Origin of the sequence: Eikenella exigua, from assembly GCF_008805035.1 — a bacterium.
Taxonomy (GTDB): Bacteria; Pseudomonadota; Gammaproteobacteria; order Burkholderiales; family Neisseriaceae; genus Eikenella; species Eikenella exigua.
The window spans coordinates 745,801-764,514 of record NZ_CP038018.1 but is presented as its reverse complement, the minus strand read 5'-3'; the positions used below and the strand labels follow the sequence as shown (position 1 = coordinate 764,514).

The following is an 18,714-nucleotide window of genomic DNA, read 5'->3' as shown; positions in this document are numbered from 1 at the left end:
TTTTTGTAGAGCAAAAGCTGTTTTCGGGTAGCCTGTAGTTCCTACAAAGCTAAAGACTGCAATTTGGCATTTGCCCTGTTGCAAACCAGAACGCTCACGCTCCAAGTTTTAATCAGCTACACACCCCCCAAACAACACCTGTACCTCATGCCCCCAGTCTTTACGGCGTTTCATTGACATATAACGGAGACATCATGAGTATCGCCCTTTCCGTCTTTCCAATCTTATTTCTAATTATTTCGATGATTGGCTTCAAAATGCGCGGCGATTACAGCGCAATATTAGCAGCATTGTCCGCTGTTTTGATTGCCATTTTTGCCGTGCCCAACGTGGGCGGTTTCACGCCCCCCGAAGGCTACGGCGCCGGATACGTCGGCTGGGCATTTGCCGAAGGTGTGTTGAAAGCCATCTTCCCCATCCTGATTGTGATTCTAATGGCCTTGTTCAGCTACAATGTGCTGCTGGAAAGCAAACAGATTGAAGTGATTAAACAACAATTTACCAATATTTCCAGCGACAAACGCATTCAAGTTCTGCTGATTGTTTGGGGCTTCGGCGGCCTGTTAGAAGGTATGGCTGGTTTCGGCACGGCAGTGGCAATTCCAGCCGCTATCTTAATCGGTTTGGGTTTCACACCGCGCTTTGCGGCGCTCGTATCGTTGATTGGCAACAGCGTAGCCACCGGTTTCGGTGGGGTTGGCATCCCCGTGATTACGCTAGCAAAAGAAGTGTTCGGTTCTGCGGTTACTTCCGAACAAACCCATGCTATCGCCAGCGACGTGGTGATTCAATTGGGATTCTTAATGTTCTTGGTGCCATTTGTCATCTTAATGCTGACCGACACCTCTAAAAAATACATCGTTCCCAATATTATCCTATCTACCGTGGTAGGCGGATTGTCGCTAGGCGTACAGTTTGTCGCCGCTTATTTCATCGGCGCGGAAACGCCTGCCATTTTGGGCAGCATCGCCTGTATCTTCTTCATTGTGCTGTATGCAAAAATGACCGAGAAAAACAGCACGCCAGTTGATAAAGCCATCAGCATGGAACAAATGGCGAAAGCATGGGCGGTGTACGGCTTCATCCTGTTCTTCATCATTATGGCCAGCCCCTGTCCGGCCCCATCAGCGCGTTTTTGAAATCCACTCTGGTGAGCAAAATCCACCTGCCGATTTATGCGGAAGGCAAATATTTCGCCTTCGGCTGGTTGTCTAACGCTGGTTTGATGCTGTTTTTGGGCGCGTTTATCGGCGGCTTGGTGCAAGGTGTTTCTGCCGGCAAACTGTTCCAGATTTTGGGCCAGACTTTGGTGAAAATGAAGGCTTCGGGCATCACCGTCATCTGCCTGGTGGCCATGAGCGCGATTATGAGCCACAGCAGCATGATTGCCGTGATTGCCAAAGGCTTGGTGGACGCCACCGGCACGTTCTATCCGCTGGTTGCACCGCTGGTGGGCGCCATCGGTACATTCGCCACCGGCAGCGACACTTCTTCCAACATCTTGTTCGGCAAACTGCAAGCCTCCGTGGCCGACCAGCTGAACATGGATAAATCATGGCTGGCCGCCGCCAACACGGCCGGCGCGACCGGCGGCAAAATCATTTCGCCGCAAAGTATCGCCATCGCCACCGCCGCCTGCGAACAGCAAGGCCAAGAAGGCGCCTTCCTGCGCTCGGCCATGCCTTATGCGATTGTGTATGTGATTATTGCGGGCATTACCGTGTATTGCTTCACCGCATTCGCGCTGTAATTTTGTCGGCATTAAAAGCAGCCTGCACTCTAGTTTGAAGAGTGCAGGCTGTTTGTATGGAAAGGCTACCTGAAAGTTTTCAGGTAGCCTTTTGTGTGTGTCTCTATGCGGGTGGTTAGTGGAACGCCAGTTACGCTTGTTACTTACTGGACTTCCTGCGGTTGCAGTCCCGGCACAACATTTGGCAATTCTCTTCAACCGTTTTTCCACCTTCGCACCACGGTGTGATGTGGTCACCTTCCATTTCCGACAATTCAAATTTCTGTTTGCAGTGCAGGCAGATGCCGCCTTGTTTCTCATAAACCTTCTGTTTAATGCTGTCGGAGAAAGCACGGATGTTCAAATATTTTTCCTCGCGGGTCAGGACATATTGGTAAATCCCTTTTTTGTTTTCTACATCGTCGTCGGCAATCAGTTTGGCAATTTCCGCTTCCAATACGTCTTTATCCAAATCGGTATCTTTGAAACAGTTGTATAGAAATCCCCAAGGTTGCCCTTTCATCAGTTTGGTGCGCTTGACAGGGAATTTCAGATTGACCCATTCAATCACATTTTTGAAATACAGCCACAAATCATCGGCATTCTTATCATGCTGGTGAATTGCCATATATTTGCAGATCGCTTCGTCCCCATCTTGATTGGCAAGCCATTCAATTGCAGTTTCCAAATAATCTTGGCGGATCGCTGTACCGTTCAAATAGTCTTTTCCGATTTGGTAGGCGGCGCAGTTTGTTTTGCTGAAATGGCGTTTGGCATCAGTTACCCAGTTGCCCGAATACACGGCGTTGCGCAATTCTTGGTCAGTCAATTTCTCGCCTGCAATATTGATGGTTTTGAACCAGTCCAGTTTTTCGCTGTCTGTTCCTTCACATTGGTATATGGTCAGTTCGTAATCTAAAATTTTATCCTGTTCGTCTGCCCGTAAGTTGTGGAAGTAACGCATCATATAGGCAAAATCACCATTCACATATTGGCAGATGGAAATGGTGCGCTGCTGTCCGTCCACGATTTCAAACGTACCATCACCACGCACCGCCCAATACATCACGTTGAGCGGAAATCCTTTCAATACGGTGTCAATCACGGCATCGCGCTGTTTGTCTTTATAGACAAACTCGCGCTGGTAGGGCGGGCGCACGTCCAGTTTGCCGCCATAGGCACGCACGCCGTCTTCGTTATTGTCGATATAGCCTTCCGCTTTTTTGGTTTCGCTGTCGTAGCCCGTCAGTTCTCGGATGGTGATGGTGGTCATTTGGATTTTCATGGTTACACCTTAAATTTTTTGAATAAGAATGCGTGCATAAACAATACTTAATGCGCCATTTGCATTATCAGCAACGTAATAAATGCCTTTTGGTTTTTCGGATAAGGGCAATGTAGCCCGCGTATTGGCTTTACTGCCATTGCTTTCCGAACCGTCCAGATTAATCTGTTTGGGATTGATATACCGTTTTGTTGGTCTGGCTTCAAATTCATCCCTACCCGCCGTTATACCCATAACCTTAAATTGTTGTGGGTTGTATTTGTCCAAAAACGTAATCGGCACACCCATTACACCATCGTAATCACAGGGAATATCGGCAACTTTGGAAACTTCGACAGCATCATAATTGTCGTATTGCGGATAATCGGCGGGATTGTAGGTTCGGTATAAAATCAGTTCTTCATGGCGTTTGGCTATATCCAGGTTGGTAAACCAACAGATATTTCCCATACTCCGCCATTTTTGTCCTGTTTCATCCTGCCAATAGCGTGTCGCTTTTGGTTCATAGTAATCAGGTACTTGGAATGCCATATCACCATTATGGTTGCCAAGCCATATTTTGTTTTCTTTTAATAAGGGAAAAATTTCTTTATAAGTAATGGCATTCTGATTGCCGATGATGATGAATTTCTTACTGTATTCGACCAACTGTGCCACATATTCCCGAAACAGCGAAAATGGCGGATTGGTTACGACTATATCAGCCTGTTTTAGTAACCCGATACATTCCTTGCTGCGGAAGTCGCCGTCGCCCTTCAGCGGTTTGACTGCTATTTCTTCGGGTGAAGGAATACCGTTGCCGTCCTTGTCGCCTGTGTATTCCAAATAAACCGCCTGTTCGCTGTCGTTTTGGCTGAACAGGTCGCTGTTTTGGTTTTTGTAGCAGGTGGTAATCAGTTTTTTCAAGCCGAGATGCTCGAAATTGTAGGAGAAATAATGGAAGAAATTGCTGACGCGCGGGTCGTCACAGTTGCAATAGATAGTTTTGTCTTTGAAATGGTGTTTGTAGTGCCGCAGCTCGTTTTCGATGTCGGAAAGCTGGGTGTAGAACTCATCGTTTTTGGCTTTGTTTGCCGCGTGAAGGGATTTGTTGCCTGCCATATCAAACCCTTCCGAAAATGCAAGAAAGTCTTGATATTTTATTGATTTCTAAGTTATAATTGCCGTGCCGTGCCGTGCCGTGCCGTGCCGTGCCGTGCCGTGCCGTGCCGTGCCGTGCCGTGCCGTGCCGTGCCGTGCCGTGCCGTGCCGTGCCGTGCCGTGCCGTGCCGTGCCGTGCCGTGCCGTGCCGTGCCGTGCCGTGCCGTGCCGCTATATCTGCGTCTGCTGTCCATGTAGTCTTTCCTTAAATTTGAAGGTTTGTCCCAATAGGCTACCTGAAAATTTTCAGGTAGCCTTTCCCATTTAATCAAACGGCATCAAGCCAGCTTCTCTCTAACCCAGCCTTCCGCCGAATCGAGCATCGTGCCGACTTGGGAAACATCCGCCCCCCCTGCCTGTGCCAAATCCGGTCTTCCACCGCCTTTGCCACCGACTTGTTCGGCTGCGAATTTGACCAAGTCACCGGCTTTTACTTTTCCAGTCAAGGCTTTGGATACGCCAGCGCACAGGGAGACTTTGCTGTCGTTTATGGCAGCGAGCAGGATGACGGCGTTGTCGGATTTGCCGGTTAAATCGGTAACGATTTCGCGCAGGGCGGCTGCGTCGGCTTCGATTTGGGCGGCAACGAGTTTGGCTGCGCCCAAGTCTTTCGCGTTGTCCAAGAGTTTTGCGCCTGCGTGGACGGCGAGTTCGGCTTTGGCTTTTGCCAACTCTTTTTCCAAGGCTTTGGCGTTTGCGGCGTTGGCTTGGATTTTGGCGAGTACGTCTTTTTCGGTTTGGGCTTTAACTTCGGCGATGATGTTTTTCATCAGGCTTTCTTGGTTTTGCGCCCATGCCAGCGCCGCTTGACCTGTGATGGCTTCTACGCGGCGGATGCCTGCGGCGATGCCGCCTTCACTGATGATTTTGAAAAAGCCGATGTCGCCGGTGCGTGCGACGTGGGTGCCGCCGCACAATTCGATGGAGTAGTCGCCCATGGTGATGACACGGACAAAGTCGCCGTATTTTTCGCCGAAGAGCATGACTGCGCCTGATTTTTGTGCGTCTTCAATGGACATGGTTTCCACTTTGACGGGTACGTTGGCGATAATCGCGGCGTTGACGCGGCGTTCGACTTCGGCGATTTCTTCCGCGCTGATGCCTTGCGTGTGGGAGATGTCGAAGCGGGTCAGCTCGGCGTTTTGCAGGCTGCCTTTTTGTTCGACGTGTGCGCCCAAAACATCGCGCAAGGCTTTGTGCATCAAGTGGGTCACGCTGTGGTTGCGCATGATGCTGTTGCGGATGTCGTTGTCGATTTCGGCGGATACGGCATCGCCCACTTTCAGACGGCCTGATACGACTGCGCCGAATTGTCCGTGTACGGCGGCTTTGATTTTCTGCGTGTCTTCGACGCGGAAGCGGTTTTCGCCTGCGAAGATAAAGCCGACGTCGCCGACTTGGCCGCCGCTTTCGGCGTAGAACGGGGTTTGTTCCAAAACAACCACGCCTGCTTCGCCCGCTTGGAGTTCGTCCACGGCTTCGCTGCCTTTGTATAAGGCGATGATTTTGGTGTCTTGGCTGCGCTTTTCGTAGCCGGTGAACTCGGTGTCCGCGCCTGTGTAGTCCAGTTGCGCGTTGGCTTTGAAGTTTTGCGCGGCGCGGGCGCGGGCGCGTTGGGCTTCCATTTCGCGGTTGAAGCCATCTTCATCCAAATCGATATTGCGTTCGCGGCAGATGTCGGCGGTCAAATCGTATGGGAAGCCGTAGGTGTCGTAGAGTTTGAAGATGATTTCGCCGTCCAATTTGTTGCTGCCTTTGGTCAATGCGTTTTCCAGCAAAGCCATGCCGGTTTCCAAAGTTTGGGCGAAGCGGCTTTCTTCATTTTTCAGGGTTTCTTCGATTTGCGCTTGTTTTTCCTTCAATTCAGGATACGCATCGCCCATTGCTTTGACCAAATCGGGCACGAGTTTGTAGAAAAACGCTTGTTTCTGACCGAGTTTGTAACCGTGGCGAACGGCGCGGCGGATGATGCGGCGCAGTACATAGCCGCGGCCTTCGTTGGACGGCATCACGCCGTCGGCAATCAGGAAGGAGCAGGAGCGGATGTGGTCGGCAACGACTTTCAGGCTCGGCTCGTCCATGCTGAACGGCGCGCCGGTTTCGCGGGCAACGGCTTTGAGCAGGTCTTGGAACAGGTCGATTTCGTAGTTGCTGTGAACGTGCTGCATCACGGCCGCCATGCGCTCCAAGCCCATGCCGGTATCGACGGACGGTTTGGGCAGCGGATTCATATTGCCTTGCTCGTCGCGGTTGAACTGCATGAACACGCAGTTCCAAATTTCAATCCAGCGGTCGCCGTCTTCTTCGGGGCTGCCGGGAATGCCGCCCCAGATTTCCTCGCCGTGGTCGTAGAAGATTTCGGAACACGGACCGCAGGGACCGGTGTCGCCCATCTGCCAGAAGTTGTCGGACGCGTATTTCGCACCTTTGTTGTCGCCGATGCGGACGATGCGTTCGGCGGGCATACCGATTTCGTTCAGCCAAATGTTGTAGGCTTCATCGTCTTCAGCATACACGGTTGCCAAGAGTTTTTCTTTTGGGATGTTCAGCCATTCGGGGGAGGTGAGGAACTCCCAAGCGAAGTGGATGGCGTCGCGTTTGAAGTAGTCGCCGAAGGAGAAGTTGCCCATCATTTCAAAGAAGGTGTGGTGGCGGGCGGTGTAGCCGACGTTTTCCAAGTCGTTGTGTTTACCGCCTGCGCGCACGCATTTTTGCGCGGTGGTGGCGCGGTTGTAGGCGCGTTTGTCGAAGCCGAGGAACACGTCTTTAAACTGGTTCATGCCGGCGTTGGTAAACAGCAGCGTCGGGTCGTCGTGCGGCACGAGGCTGGAAGAGCGGACGATGGTGTGGCCTTTGGATTCGAAGAATTTTAGGAATTTTTGGCGTAGTTCGGAGGTTTTCATGGCTTTTTGGTATCTTTCAAAAAGTGATTTGGGCGGTTTGTGCACTTAACAAAAATCGGGCATGATTTTACTGCATATTGCAGGAAGCTGCCTACTTAAATACCAAGGGAGAATCGGCGACTTCAGCCATATCCGAAGCGGGTAGGCAGAAGTTTTCAGGTAGCCTTATCTATATTTATTTGCGTAAAGGCTACCTGAAAGAGACTGCTTGAAAATACCCACCCAGCGATGTCGATTTAAATCAGCGCTAAACCGCCATCTAGCTCATAGCCCGCCGAGCACAGCAGCATCCCCGAACTCGCCTGCCTCGCCGGCAGCCTGCCTTCCCTGAAAACCGCCGTGGACAACGGCACGGACACGGTTTACACGGAGCCGAAAAACACGACTAACGTGCGCGACTTCCCTGGCCTGAATTTCGATCAAAAATTCATCATCGAAGGCATACGCTACATCCATGAGTGCAGGCGGCATGTGTTAATGGCCATCAGCACCTATGCGCAAGCGGGACAAGTGGAATACTGGGGCAGCGCGCGTAGACACGGCGACTGCCAACCCTGCGCGTACTGTATAACACCCGTATGGGATGCGGCTTCGAGTAAGGCATCGGAAGGCAGCCAAAGCACACTGGGAGGCATATAGCCAGCCTTGAAAGTAGGTTTCAGGTAGCCTTTCTACAGGAGGGAAACTATTATGAAACAAGAATAGAAGAAGGTTAACTAAAGATTCATACGGTATTAAGGCGGCTTGTATTGCTGGATGTGCTGCTGCAATCGTTCATTATGATAAACGGCGAAGGCAACCCCAATGCTGCGATGCTGCTAATTTTTCCGAACGCATGAGCGCTCTGTACAACTTTGACGTATGCCGTGAAGATAAATTACAAAATCCACTGCCAGGCAGACTGTTGACGATTTTTCCGTGTAGCCGCTGGAAGGCGTTTGGCAGCAAAAAACGGCGGGAGAGGATAAATTGGATAAAGGCAATTTGGTCTACGCCATTATGATCGCCCAGTCTGATTTCATCACGCCTGAAATGTGACAAGATGCGCAGGCCAAAACACGCATTAAGAAACCTGTATAAAGAAGTATGCTTTGAACGCATGGCTAATAGCAAATGCGTGAGCATTCTACATGTTGGCAGGTTTGATGACGAACTCACTTCGTTCGCCAAAATGGACAAGTTCTGCCAAAAACACGTCCTGCAACGCAGCAGCGCTACGAACTGCGAAATTTATCTGAACAACGCCAACCGCACCGGAAAAGCTCAAAACTATTTTGCGCTATGCCGTAGAATGATTTCAGGCAGCTTCAAGGCCGTCTGAAAGGCTACCTGAAACAAAGGAATGCCATGAAACTATCACCACCATCAGCAGCGAAACCAAAATAACCCTTGCATGTTATTGGCAATACACAGGCAACCTCTGTGTACTAAGAATCCCGTACTGCTCTAAGCAGCAACCCTAACTACATCGTATAATATAATATTCCGGTAAACCTCAGCAGCAAAACTGTAGGCCGGCATGGCCATGCCGACACCGGCATAAGAAAATTTTTCAGGTAGCCTTTGCTAGACTCATCGAAGACTGCATGAGAACAATCAACCAAATGATTTGAAACTTATTTAATTTAAAAAAGGAAGCTATCATGGCACAATCCGTATTTGTGGAAAAAATTGAGCTAGCCTGCCGCAAGAAGGTGGGGGTGTTTGAGCGCAACAAGGCGAAGTATGCGCTGCGTTCGCTGATTGCCGGCATGCTGCTCACGCTCACGTCGGCCACGGGTGTGATTGCAGCGGATGTGCTCAACACAGTGCATCCTTCACTGGGGCGTTTTGCCTTTCCGTTTTTCTTCTCTTGGGGGCTGGTGTATATCTTGTTTCTTAATGCGGAACTTACCACTTCCAATATGATGTACCTCACGGCCGGCACCTTCCTCAAAAAAATCAAATGGGAAAAGGCGCTGATTATTTTGCTCTACTGCACGGCATTTAATTTAATCGGCTCGATTTTCACCGCTTGGCTGTTCAACCAAACCAGCGCGTTTGCCCACATTTCGGCGGATGGCTATTTGGCCAATATGGTGGGGCACAAACTGGAACGGCCGAACGGCCTAGTGCTGTCGGAGGGGATTTTCGCTAATCTGTTTGTAAACGTGGCGGTGTTATCCTATCTGCTGCTGAAGGAACAGGCGGCGAAGATTGCGGCAGTGTTTGCGGCGGTGTATATGTTTGTGTTTTTGGCCAACGAGCACGTGGCGGCAAACTTTGCTTCGTTTGCGCTGGTGGGCTTCAATCAGATTGCCGATAGCGTGTCGCATTTTGAAGCGCTGAATATTCTGCGCCATTGCAGTGTGGCTTTTGTGGCGAATTGGATTGGCGGCGGGCTGCTGATTGGCGTGCCGTATGCGTTTTTGAATAAGGATGAGGGAGAGTATGTGGATTAAGGTTTGATATAGCTAAAAATGCTTCACTTCCTGCGTTGGATATGGTGTTGGCTCGCCTCGCCGTACTCCTGTACTGTCTGCGGCTCGCCGCCTTGTATGAAAAAATAATTAAAAATTTCAGGTAGCCTGTTTAACGGAAAACAGGCTACCTGAAATTTTGCACGCTCCTTAGGGCGAAAGTTATTGGGCGGCGGGCATTTGGAAGTGGCAGCGGGCCACGACGATGGGTTTGGCGGAATCAGACTGCCAGGCTTCCACGGCCACATTAGCAATGCGGCTGCCTTGGCGGGTGAGGGAGCAGCGGGCGTAGGTGGTTTCCGGCTTGCCGCTGCGCAGGTAGTCGAGCGAGAAATCGATCATTTTAGGCAGCTCGGCGAGGCCGGCCTGGTGGTAGAGGAAGAGCACGGCGCAGCTTTCGATGAAGCCGCCGAGCATGCCACCGTGCAGGGCAGGCAGGAAAACGTTGCCGATATTTTCGCGTTTGTATGGTAAGGCAAACAGGGAATTTCCGTTGGATTCGCCGCATTGCAGGCCAATGAATCCGGTGTAGGGGATGAGGTCGGCGGCTTCTGCCGTGAGTTCTCTGGAAAGGGTGAATAGGGTGTTGTTCATGCTTGCAACATCTCCTGTAATTTAGCTTGTTCTTCTGGGGTGAGCGGGGTACGCATAAAAGTGGCCATGCCCAAAGCGAAGGGGTCGGCAGGGTCTTCTTGGTAGCAGCTGCTGCGCACGAAGGCCACTTGGCCGGCCAAGCGGTAGCATTCGGCACGGCCGTAGATGCGGTGGCCGGGAGTGGCGGGGTGCATATAGTCGATGCGCATATCGAGGGTGGCGAGGATTTCGGCACTGGGCAGCTGGGCGGTTACCGCGCAGGCGGAAACCATATCGACCAGGGTGGTGATGGTGCCGCCGTGGATGATCTGGGTGTCGTGGCGGCCAACAAGATGAGGCCGCCAATCGAAACTGAGCACGGGGCGGCGGGCACGGATACCTTCATAGCACAGGCCGATGGCGCGGGAGTGGGGGAGGTCGAGGTAGTGTTGGATGAGGATGCGATAGAGAGCGGAATTTGCGGGCATGGTGGTTTCTACTGTAAGACAATATGTTTTCAGGTAGCCTTTGGGAGGCGGAGGGGCGTTATTGTTTGACTGGCAGGAGGCTTTGTCAAGGCTACCTGAAAAATGGCAAACGGTTTTTCAGGTAGCCTTTCTATTTATTTTCATCTTCTCCTTCTCTTTGCAGCACGGCAGTTTCATCTGCCTCTCCGGGCAGGCTCACCAAAATATTGCCAAATGCGCCGTCTTCCTGAGTGAGGCGCACCAGCCCTTCTTTCACCAGCTCCAACAGGGCGATAAAACTCACCACCACTTGCACCACACCGCTTTCCGGCTCAAACAATCGGCTAAAGCGGCAGCTGCCGTCTTGCAGACGGCGCAGGATGCGGCTCATGGTGGCGCGCACAGAAAGGGCTTCGTTTTCCTGCACCACTGTGTGGCTGCGGCGTTGGCCGGCGCGGGAGAGGATAGCTAGCCAGGCTTGGGTGAGGTCGGCCAGCTGTACTTCTGGCAGCTTGGCGGCGGTGGCAATTTCCAGCGGCAGATATGCCCAGGCGAAATCGCGGCCGGCGCGGGGCAGCGCATCCAACCCCACAGCGGCGAGCTTCATCTGCTCGTAGGCCAAGAGGCGGCGTACCAATTCGGCGCGCGGGTCGGCAATGTCTTCGTCGGCGGCAGCGGGCGGCACGGGTAGCAACAGGCGCGATTTGATTTCAATCAGCACGGCCGCCATCAGCAGATATTCCGCGGCCAAATCCAGGTTTTGCTCATCCATTTGCGCGATATAGGCCAGATATTGCTCAGTGATTTTGAGCATGGGAATATCCAGCACGTCGATGTTTTGCTTGCGGATAAGATACAGCAGCAGATCGAGCGGGCCTTCAAAAATGTGCAGCACCACCTGCAGCGCATCGGGTGGGATAAAGAGGTCGGCAGGCAGGTCGGTAACCGGCTGGCCGAACAGCGTGGCGATGCCGGGGCTGCTCGGCGTATCGGGCGGGGAAACGGGCATTTTCAGGTAGCCTTTAGCGGGCAGAAAGCGGGGATTATATCGCCTTTACCGTATTGGCTTGCCAATCTGCTATTCGTATAATCTGCCTACTTTCGGACAAGATTGAGCTAGTGAGGAATATTAAGATGAAATTTATAGCAGACAAACAATTGTTTACCCAATTTCCCGGCTTGCGCATCGGCATTAGTGTGGCATGCGGGGTAAACAATAAGACAGATGCGGCTGCTTTCCTGCCGCAATTGCAACAGGCGGCAAACAATGTAGCAGAAAATTGCGGAGGACAGCCTGTGGCACAGTTGCCAAAAATTGCTGCCTGGCGCGAGGCATATCGACAATTTGGTGTGAAAGCCAAAGAATATCCTAGCTCAGTAGAAGCGCTATATAAGCGCGTTTCTAAAGGAAAAGGCTTGGGCAGCATCAGCCCGTTGGTAGATATTTATAACTATATTTCGCTCAAATACACCGTGCCGGTGGGCGGGGAAGATTTGGATGCCATGCAGGGTGATCTGCAGCTAACCTACGCCGGTGCGGATGAAGTGCCGGTGGTTGTGTTGGGCAAAGATGAGGCACAGGCACCAGCAGAGGGCGAGATTTTCTATAAAGACAACGCCGGCGCCATTTGCCGACGCTGGAATTGGCGTGAAGTGGCACGCACCGTCATTAGCCCAGATACAACCCACTGCGTGTTTGTGATTGAAGCATTAGCCGAAGTGGGAGACGACGAGCTACGTGCCGCACAGGAAGAGTTGGGCATACTGATCACGCAATACTGTGGCGGCACGATTACCCACCAAATTGTGTGTGCCGGGCAGGAAGAAGCGGAATTACGCTGAGGCCGCACGGCAATCAGCCCACCCACACCGGCAAATATCAAGGCTGCCGGCAGGCCGAGCAAAGCCAGCCTCCCGTCCACACCCAAGGTACTGAACAGGGTCTACCGCCAGAAACGCAAACAATGCCAGCGCCACACTAACCAGCATGCCTTCCAACATCACATCCCCAAACTAGCCCGGATACAACATCACGATTTTATTTTTATCTGTTGCATGGCTTCCTCTTTTATATTGCAGACCACCTGAAAGCCGTCCGACTACCCTACACTACCAAAGCCAGCAGGCAAAACACCGTCCAGCCGATCCATGTCAGCAGTGCCCACATCCGGATCTGCTCCGTATCCCAATCGTCCGCCACCCAGCCGATCAGCCAGCCCGCTTTCCAACCCTCGATTTTTTCCGCTCCGCCCCACGAGAGAATCCATTTGAAAAACAGGCTGAGCAAAATATAAACCGGCAAAACCAGCAATCTCCCCACCCAATCCGTCATAATTTACTCCATTGCAGGCTACCTGAAAGCTGTTTAGGCATCCGCTTTGAGCACCATAAAATTCGGCTGCTATTTTCAGGTAGCCTCACTGGGCTCCAGCAAAGGCAGCCCAGTGGCATGGCTCAAATCTGCCAAACCAGCCACAAAGCGTTTCTGCAGAGCACCCGTGCCCAAAAATATCCTGTCCAGCAGCACATCCTGCCCGCCGTTTTTGCCCGCCAGCCACACTTCGGCAATCGAGCCCTTGCCGCTGCGATACAACCCGGTAAATCCGTCCAACGGATAACTTCCCGCCAACCGCCAGCCGCGCAGCGACACGGCATATACCAACAGGCAATCCTCTGACGCGCTATAACGGATTTTGCACAACCGCTGCCAGCACCGCCCCAAGAAAAAGCCACTCAGCAGCAAACTGCTGATCTGTTGCATCCGCAGCGCGGTATTCGCCGCCCCCATCAAACAAGAGAGGGCAATCAGCAGCCACACCAGCGATGCCGCCGTCAGCAACCCCAACTGCCGGAACACCAGCTCCGTATCCTGCCGGCTGGAAGGCTCGGCTCTAGGTGGCAAATCTGGCATGGTATGAGTCATTCTGTATCTCCTATTTAGCTTGCCATTTTCAGGTAGCCTTAATCCACCGGGCTCCCGCTCGGATTCAAAATCGCCTTAAACGTATTCCCCTCCAGCGATACCAAAAGCACCGCATCGCCCTGCTTCAGCACACCTTCGCCATCGGGTCGGGCTCGGCCATCACATAATGCTGCTGGCCTAGGCTTTCCTGCGAAATGGCGGTAGTTCCGTCTTTGGGCATGATTTTATAGAGCCCGCCCGTCATGAAGTGCACCAAAGGCAGCGCAGCAAGAAACAGTGCCGCCGCAACTGCCAACCAAGCGTTTAGGTAGCCGCCAAACAGCCCGGCACACACGGATTGCAGCACATAGCCCGTGAGCCCGAATACAGCGAGGAACACCACCAGCAACATCATCAGCGGCACCCGCCCTACATACAGCCAATCCAAAAAGCGCACCAATGCACCCGCACCTTCGATGCCGCCGTGCAAATCGCCATCCAAATCCGCTTCCACCAGGCTGTCGGGCAACAGATTATCGAACCAGTCGGTGAGGCCGCCGGCCAAGAGCGAAAGCAGCTCTAAGAGGCCAAGCATCAGCATCAGGGCGATGGCGATGCCGAAAATTTCGGTTTCGGGGGGCGTTGATTAAATTCCACATGGCGGGGTCTTTCACGGGTTGTCGGTTAATCGGATTTTCCGCTTCACAGAAACTCGCTTTGTTTGAGCTCCGTGTTTGAGCTCCGTTGAAGCAGTGCTTTCAGATAGCCTTCAGGCGGTGGGAAGAGGCTACCTGAAACCATATTTCCATTTCATTTAATCTCTTGTAATGGCACGGCGCTGCCGACCGTGTTCATCGAAATTCTCTTCGTCCAACCAGCGCTGCATCCGCCGCTTAATCTGCGGCCATTCCGAATCCAGCATGGCAAACCAGGCCGTGTCGCGGTTGCGGCCTTTATACACCACCGCCTGCCGGAAAATGCCTTCGAAACGGAAGCCCAATCGCTCAGCAGCGCGGCACGAGGCTCGGTTCAGCGCGTCGCACTTCCATTTGTAGCGGCTGTAGCGCAAGGTTTCAAACACATATTACGCCAGCAAAAACTGCGCTTCGGTGGCAATGAGGCTGCGTTTGAGCCGCTCGGAATAAATCACCCAGCCCATGTATTCAAAAATAGCGAAAACGGTTTATATACGCAATATTTTTCGTATCAGCACCCAATAAAAATAAATCAATATTTTGATAATAAATATAAAAATATTATGCATACATTTGCATACATAACACATACAAACCCAGCCGCCAGCCATTAGCTGTATTCCAAGCCTTTGGTATAAAATAGCTGCTCGAATACGGAGGCAAATATGGCAGGCAAAAACTCACACAACGAACACCACATGCGGCTCGACAAATGGCTGTGGGCGGCACGTTTCTTCAAAACGCGCGGCATGGCGCAAAAGCACATCGAGCTCGGGCGCGTGCTGGTGAACGGCGCGAAAGTGAAAAACAGCAAAAACATCGAGCCGGGCGACACCATCGACCTCACGCTCAACTCCCTGCCTTATAAAATCACCGTGCTCGCACTCAACCACCAGCGCCGCCCCGCCCCCGAGGCGCGTGCCCTCTACGCCGAAGACAGCTCCACCGCTGCCAAACGCGAAGCGCAAAAAGCGCTCGACCAGGCCAGCCGCATCAGCGCCGCCTACCCCGACGGCCGCCCCACCAAACGCGACCGCCGGGAGCTGGATAAACTCAAACGCGGCTGGCAGGAATAGCATCAAAGGCTACCTGAAAATCCGCCTATACCTTTTCAAGCCGCCTCCGCCGGTTTTCTTCCACCAAGTGCAAAGGAAAGCATTATGTCCACAGAAAAAGCCCTCTCCGGCAGCGTTAAAGCCCTCGGCGCCCTGCTCGCCATCGGCCTCGTGGCCGCCGCCTTCGTGTTGGGCAGTCAGTTTAAAAATTTCCGCCAGCCCGGCACGATCACCGTAAAAGGCCTGGCCGAACAAAACTTCCAGTCCGATCATGCCCGCTGGACCACCGCCGTGGGCGTACACGGCGCCAGCTATCAGGAAGTGCTCGACCGCCTGAACCAGCAACTCCCCAAACTCGAACAATTCCTGCGCAGCCAAGGCTTTGATGCTGTCGAAATCCAAACTGCCTCCCCCGAAATCAGCCCCGCCTTCTTGGTGGAACACGATGCCCACGGCAACGAAATCCGCACCCCCAACGGCTACAACGGCAAGCAGCAGCTCACCGTGGCCAGCAGCAAACTCGACCGCATCCAAAGCGCCCACCAAAACATCCTCGCCCTGCGCGCCGGCAATGACGCCATCAATTTCGAGGCCCCGCAATACCTGCTCGGCAACCTCGAAACCATCAAACACAGCCTGATTAAGCAGGCCACCGAAGACGCTCGCCGCCGCGCTGCCGAATTCGCCTCCACCGGCGGCGGCAAAGTCGGCGCCATGCGCTCCGCCTCGCAAGGCTCGTTCAATATCTATGCTGACAGTGGCAGCAGCGGCGACGACGAATACGGCGGCTGCTACGACAAAACCACCGTTGGCAAACAAGTGCGATTAGTCGTAACCATCGAATACGCTATCGAATAAACCCCTGCCGCACACGCCAAGGCTACCTGAAAGCACCGGCTTCAACGAAGCTAAAACCAGCTAAGCAAGTTTCTGCAAAGCCAAAATCTCCGCATGCTTTTCAGGTAGCTTGTTATATAATCTGCCCAAACCACACCAACCCAAGGAATTCCAATATGAAACTCGGCAACCAACGCAGCAGCAGCAACATCGAAGATCGTCGCAGCCTTGGCGGCGGAGGTGGTGGCAAAATGGGCCTCGCCGGCCTAATTATCGTACTCATCGGTGCCTATTACGGCGTGGATTTGAGCGGCCTCACCGGCGGCGGCATGCAGATGCCGCAGATGCAACAACAGCAGCAACGCACCACCAGCCCCGAAGAAGAGCAATTGGCGCAATTTTCCTCGCAAATCCTCGCCACCACCGAAGACGCTTGGGGCGAATATTTCCGCAGCCAAGGCCGGCAATATGTGCAGCCGAAAATGGTGCTCTACCGCGGCAGCACCCCCACCGCCTGCGGCACCGGCCAATCCGCGATGGGTCCGTTCTACTGCCCAGCCGACCAAAAGGTTTACCTCGACCTCTCGTTCTATGACGACATGAAAAACCAGCTCGGCGCAGCGGGCGATGCGGCCTTTGCCTATGTGATTGCCCACGAAGTCGGCCACCATGTGCAAAACCTCGACGGCACCATGGAGCGCGTAAACCGTGCCCGCGCCCGCATGAGCGAGCGCGATGCCAACCGCCTCTCCGTGATGGTGGAGCTGCAGGCCGACTGTCTGGCCGGAGTATGGGCCAACCGCGCGCAAGCACGCCAGCTGTTTGAACAGGGCGACTTGGAAGAAGCCTTCAACGCCGCCGAAGCCGTGGGCGACGACCGCCTGCAACAACGCAGCCGCGGCTACGCCGTGCCCGACAGCTTCACCCACGGTACATCCACCCAACGCCTGCAATGGTTCCGCCGCGGCCTGCAAAGCGGCGACCCGGCGCAATGTGACACCTTCTCTTCCCTGTAAGCGCCAGTCCAATACCAAAAGGCTACCTGAAACGGTTTATTCCGATTTTCAGGTAGCCTTTTGCATAAGGGACGACGCGCTGAATACCGAAGCTTCTGAAACCGCTTCTATTGAGTGCTTATCCCCTACAAAGCCTTCACCTCAACATTCATCGGAACAACACACCTCGCTTAACGCAATTTGCTATTAATCCCAAACCTGCGCCCCAATCCGGCAAACAGGCTACCTGAAAACCCGTCTGCGGAGCGTAAACGCCTTGATGGCGGGTTTGCTTTTCGCAGAAACCGTTGTTCAGGTAGCCTTCTTGGATGCAATTTTTGGCACAAAAGGCTTGTCAAACGCTTTGCTTCAAGAATATCTTTGACGCCTTAGCACAAATCACAAAGAAATATCATGGGAAAAGCAGTTCCTGCCGTTTTCGGCAGCGTTTTCCACCGCGAGATGCCGGTGTTGGTTTTTTCCGATGGCGCATGGCAGCCGATGCGCCGGCAGTCTTCCGATTCGCTCTCCCTGCCATCGGCCAAGCAGCCTGCATTACGGCAGTGAGTGCTTTGAAGGGCTGAAGGCCTTCCGCCAGTAAAATGGCTGTATCGTTATCTTCCATCTGGAAGTGAATATCGCCTGTATGCAGCAGAGTACGAAACTGTTGGAACTGCCTGTGCCGGATGCGCCCGCCGCCATGTATCTGCGCCCACGCTTATCGGCACCGACCCGGCAATCGGCAAGGCCGGCGTGGGCTCATCTTCGGCCATGCTGTATATTTTGGCTTCGCCGGTGGGCGACTATTTCAAAGTGGGTTCGCCGATGAAGCTGTTGGTGGAAACCGAACACATCCGCTGTACACCGCACATGGGCCGGGTGAAATGCGGTAGCAACTATACCTCCGCACTGCAAAACGTGGTGCACGCCCGAGAGCAATACGGCGCCAACCAAGCGTTGTTCTGCCCGAACGGCGACGTGCAGGAAACCGGCGCCTCCAACTTCGCGCTGATTAACGGCAATGAAATCATCACCAAGCCGCTCACCGAAGAATTCCTGCACGGCGTAACCCGCGATTCCGTATTGCTATTGCGCGTAGCCGCCGATTTGGGCTATAAAGTGAGCGAGCGCAATTTCACCGTGGCCGAACTGCAGGCCGCAGCAGAAAATGGCGCGGAAGCCATTCTCACCGGCACGGCAGCCGTGGTATCGCCGGTGACTTCCTTGGTGATCGATGGCAAGGAAATCGTGCTGCAAAGCCAAGAGCGCGGCACAGCCATCCGCAAAGCGATTACCGACATCCAATACGGCTTGGCCGAAGACCGCTACGGCTGGCTGGTGCCCGTGCCCGAGCGCTGATTGGCCATTTGTTTCACCCGCTTTTGCATAGTTAAGCGGAGTGGAAATGCTTTTTCAGGTAGCCTTCTGCCCCTTTGTAAAGCCGCAGCCGCTTTGCCGGCTGTTCCCACCAACCGTCCTTTGTTTTCCCGCAGTCTAGATGGCGTTTACACCATGGCAGATTCAATTCGCTTTAGTTATATCCATGTTTCATGGTAATGAAGCGGCTTCAGGCAGCCTGCACTTGTAGATAGAGGCTACCTGAAAACCATCATCCGTTTTTCAGGTAACCCCAAACTCCATCCCCTAAAGCGCGTATGATCCTATCCTTTCATA

General features: G+C 53.1%; 17 protein-coding genes and 3 pseudogenes. 9 read left to right on the top strand and 11 right to left on the bottom strand.

All coding sequences use genetic code 11. From position 1 onward, the window contains the following. Positions 1-194 precede the first annotated feature (194 nt). A complete protein-coding gene (locus EZJ17_RS10780; RefSeq protein WP_282958261.1) occupies positions 195-1,139 on the top strand; it encodes an L-lactate permease in 945 nt (314 codons plus the stop codon). Then, positions 1,136-1,750, top strand: coding sequence for an L-lactate permease (locus tag EZJ17_RS10775; RefSeq protein WP_282958260.1), 615 nt, complete (start codon positions 1,136-1,138; stop codon positions 1,748-1,750). Before EZJ17_RS10780 ends, EZJ17_RS10775 begins: the two co-directional genes overlap by 4 nt. Positions 1,751-1,889: 139 nt before the next feature. On the opposite strand, the gene EZJ17_RS04095 is transcribed toward EZJ17_RS10775, so the two are convergent. Genes EZJ17_RS04095 through alaS form a run of 4 tightly spaced genes read right to left on the bottom strand, consistent with a single transcriptional unit; the run spans position 1,890 to position 7,057 of the window. Next, positions 1,890-3,014: a GmrSD restriction endonuclease domain-containing protein gene (locus tag EZJ17_RS04095; RefSeq protein ID WP_067439331.1), complete on the bottom strand. Its 1,125-nt coding sequence runs from the start codon at positions 3,012-3,014 to the stop codon at positions 1,890-1,892. A gap of 9 nt (positions 3,015-3,023) precedes the next feature. Further along, the gene (locus EZJ17_RS04090) at positions 3,024-4,115 is read right to left on the bottom strand and encodes an adenine-specific methyltransferase EcoRI family protein (RefSeq protein WP_067439334.1); all 1,092 of its coding nucleotides are present in this window, start codon (positions 4,113-4,115) and stop codon (positions 3,024-3,026) included. 53 nt (positions 4,116-4,168) lie between these two features. Continuing rightward, positions 4,169-4,426, bottom strand: coding sequence for a hypothetical protein (locus tag EZJ17_RS04085; protein WP_205748065.1), 258 nt, complete (start codon positions 4,424-4,426; stop codon positions 4,169-4,171). Positions 4,427-4,432: 6 nt separating this feature from the next. Then, positions 4,433-7,057 (bottom strand): alanine--tRNA ligase, encoded by a 2,625-nt coding sequence (gene alaS, locus EZJ17_RS04080; RefSeq protein WP_067444677.1) that lies wholly within the window; start codon positions 7,055-7,057, stop codon positions 4,433-4,435. A 288-nt stretch (positions 7,058-7,345) separates the two neighbouring features. On the opposite strand from alaS, the pseudogene EZJ17_RS10525 reads away from it, so the two are divergent. Together EZJ17_RS10525 and EZJ17_RS04065 are read left to right on the top strand one after the other, a co-directional pair. Then, a pseudogene (locus EZJ17_RS10525) lies at positions 7,346-7,588 on the top strand (ubiquinone anaerobic biosynthesis protein UbiU); the annotation flags it as partial. Positions 7,589-8,700: 1,112 nt separating this feature from the next. Continuing rightward, positions 8,701-9,498: a formate/nitrite transporter family protein gene (locus EZJ17_RS04065; RefSeq protein WP_067439344.1), complete on the top strand. Its 798-nt coding sequence runs from the start codon at positions 8,701-8,703 to the stop codon at positions 9,496-9,498. A 180-nt stretch (positions 9,499-9,678) separates the two neighbouring features. Here the strand turns inward: EZJ17_RS04065 and EZJ17_RS04060 are convergent, their stop codons facing one another. The 3 genes from EZJ17_RS04060 to EZJ17_RS04050 form a co-directional block, all read right to left on the bottom strand. Beyond that, the gene (locus EZJ17_RS04060; RefSeq protein ID WP_067439346.1) at positions 9,679-10,110 is read right to left on the bottom strand and encodes a PaaI family thioesterase; all 432 of its coding nucleotides are present in this window, start codon (positions 10,108-10,110) and stop codon (positions 9,679-9,681) included. Beyond that, positions 10,107-10,577: a PaaI family thioesterase gene (locus tag EZJ17_RS04055; protein WP_067444673.1), complete on the bottom strand. Its 471-nt coding sequence runs from the start codon at positions 10,575-10,577 to the stop codon at positions 10,107-10,109. The genes EZJ17_RS04060 and EZJ17_RS04055 overlap by 4 nt, the downstream gene beginning before the upstream one ends. Positions 10,578-10,707: 130 nt before the next feature. Continuing rightward, positions 10,708-11,565, bottom strand: coding sequence for a segregation and condensation protein A (locus tag EZJ17_RS04050; RefSeq protein ID WP_067439352.1), 858 nt, complete (start codon positions 11,563-11,565; stop codon positions 10,708-10,710). A gap of 125 nt (positions 11,566-11,690) precedes the next feature. Here EZJ17_RS04050 and EZJ17_RS04045 point away from each other — a divergent pair, with 125 nt between their 5' ends. Next, the gene (locus tag EZJ17_RS04045; protein ID WP_067439355.1) at positions 11,691-12,398 is read left to right on the top strand and encodes a B3/B4 domain-containing protein; all 708 of its coding nucleotides are present in this window, start codon (positions 11,691-11,693) and stop codon (positions 12,396-12,398) included. 262 nt (positions 12,399-12,660) lie between these two features. Here EZJ17_RS04045 and EZJ17_RS04040 read toward each other — a convergent pair whose 3' ends face one another. The 4 genes and pseudogenes from EZJ17_RS04040 to EZJ17_RS04025 all read right to left on the bottom strand — a co-directional run bounded on the left by EZJ17_RS04040 (position 12,661) and on the right by EZJ17_RS04025 (position 14,539). Next, positions 12,661-12,888, bottom strand: a complete 228-nt coding sequence (locus tag EZJ17_RS04040; protein WP_067439358.1) for a hypothetical protein — start codon at positions 12,886-12,888, stop codon at positions 12,661-12,663. Positions 12,889-12,963: 75 nt separating this feature from the next. Further along, entirely contained in the window at positions 12,964-13,479 is a 516-nt protein-coding gene (locus tag EZJ17_RS04035) for a hypothetical protein (protein WP_151086218.1), read from the bottom strand. 38 nt (positions 13,480-13,517) lie between these two features. After that, positions 13,518-14,117, bottom strand: a pseudogene (locus tag EZJ17_RS04030) (OB-fold-containig protein). Positions 14,118-14,272: 155 nt separating this feature from the next. Then, on the bottom strand, positions 14,273-14,539 hold the full coding sequence (locus EZJ17_RS04025) for a GNAT family N-acetyltransferase (RefSeq protein WP_067439367.1): 267 nt from the start codon (positions 14,537-14,539) through the stop codon (positions 14,273-14,275). Between the two features lie 279 nt (positions 14,540-14,818). On the opposite strand from EZJ17_RS04025, the gene EZJ17_RS04020 reads away from it, so the two are divergent. From EZJ17_RS04020 to EZJ17_RS04005, 4 genes and pseudogenes are all read left to right on the top strand, one after another. Further along, positions 14,819-15,229 carry an RNA-binding S4 domain-containing protein gene (locus EZJ17_RS04020; protein ID WP_197478839.1) on the top strand — a complete coding sequence of 137 codons (411 nt, stop codon included), beginning with the start codon at positions 14,819-14,821 and terminating at the stop codon, positions 15,227-15,229. A gap of 84 nt (positions 15,230-15,313) precedes the next feature. Further along, positions 15,314-16,066, top strand: coding sequence for an SIMPL domain-containing protein (locus EZJ17_RS04015; protein ID WP_067439370.1), 753 nt, complete (start codon positions 15,314-15,316; stop codon positions 16,064-16,066). Between the two features lie 155 nt (positions 16,067-16,221). Beyond that, positions 16,222-17,061 carry a KPN_02809 family neutral zinc metallopeptidase gene (ypfJ, locus tag EZJ17_RS04010; RefSeq protein ID WP_067444664.1) on the top strand — a complete coding sequence of 280 codons (840 nt, stop codon included), beginning with the start codon at positions 16,222-16,224 and terminating at the stop codon, positions 17,059-17,061. Between the two features lie 393 nt (positions 17,062-17,454). Further along, a pseudogene (locus EZJ17_RS04005) lies at positions 17,455-18,399 on the top strand (aminotransferase class IV). Positions 18,400-18,714 lie beyond the last annotated feature (315 nt).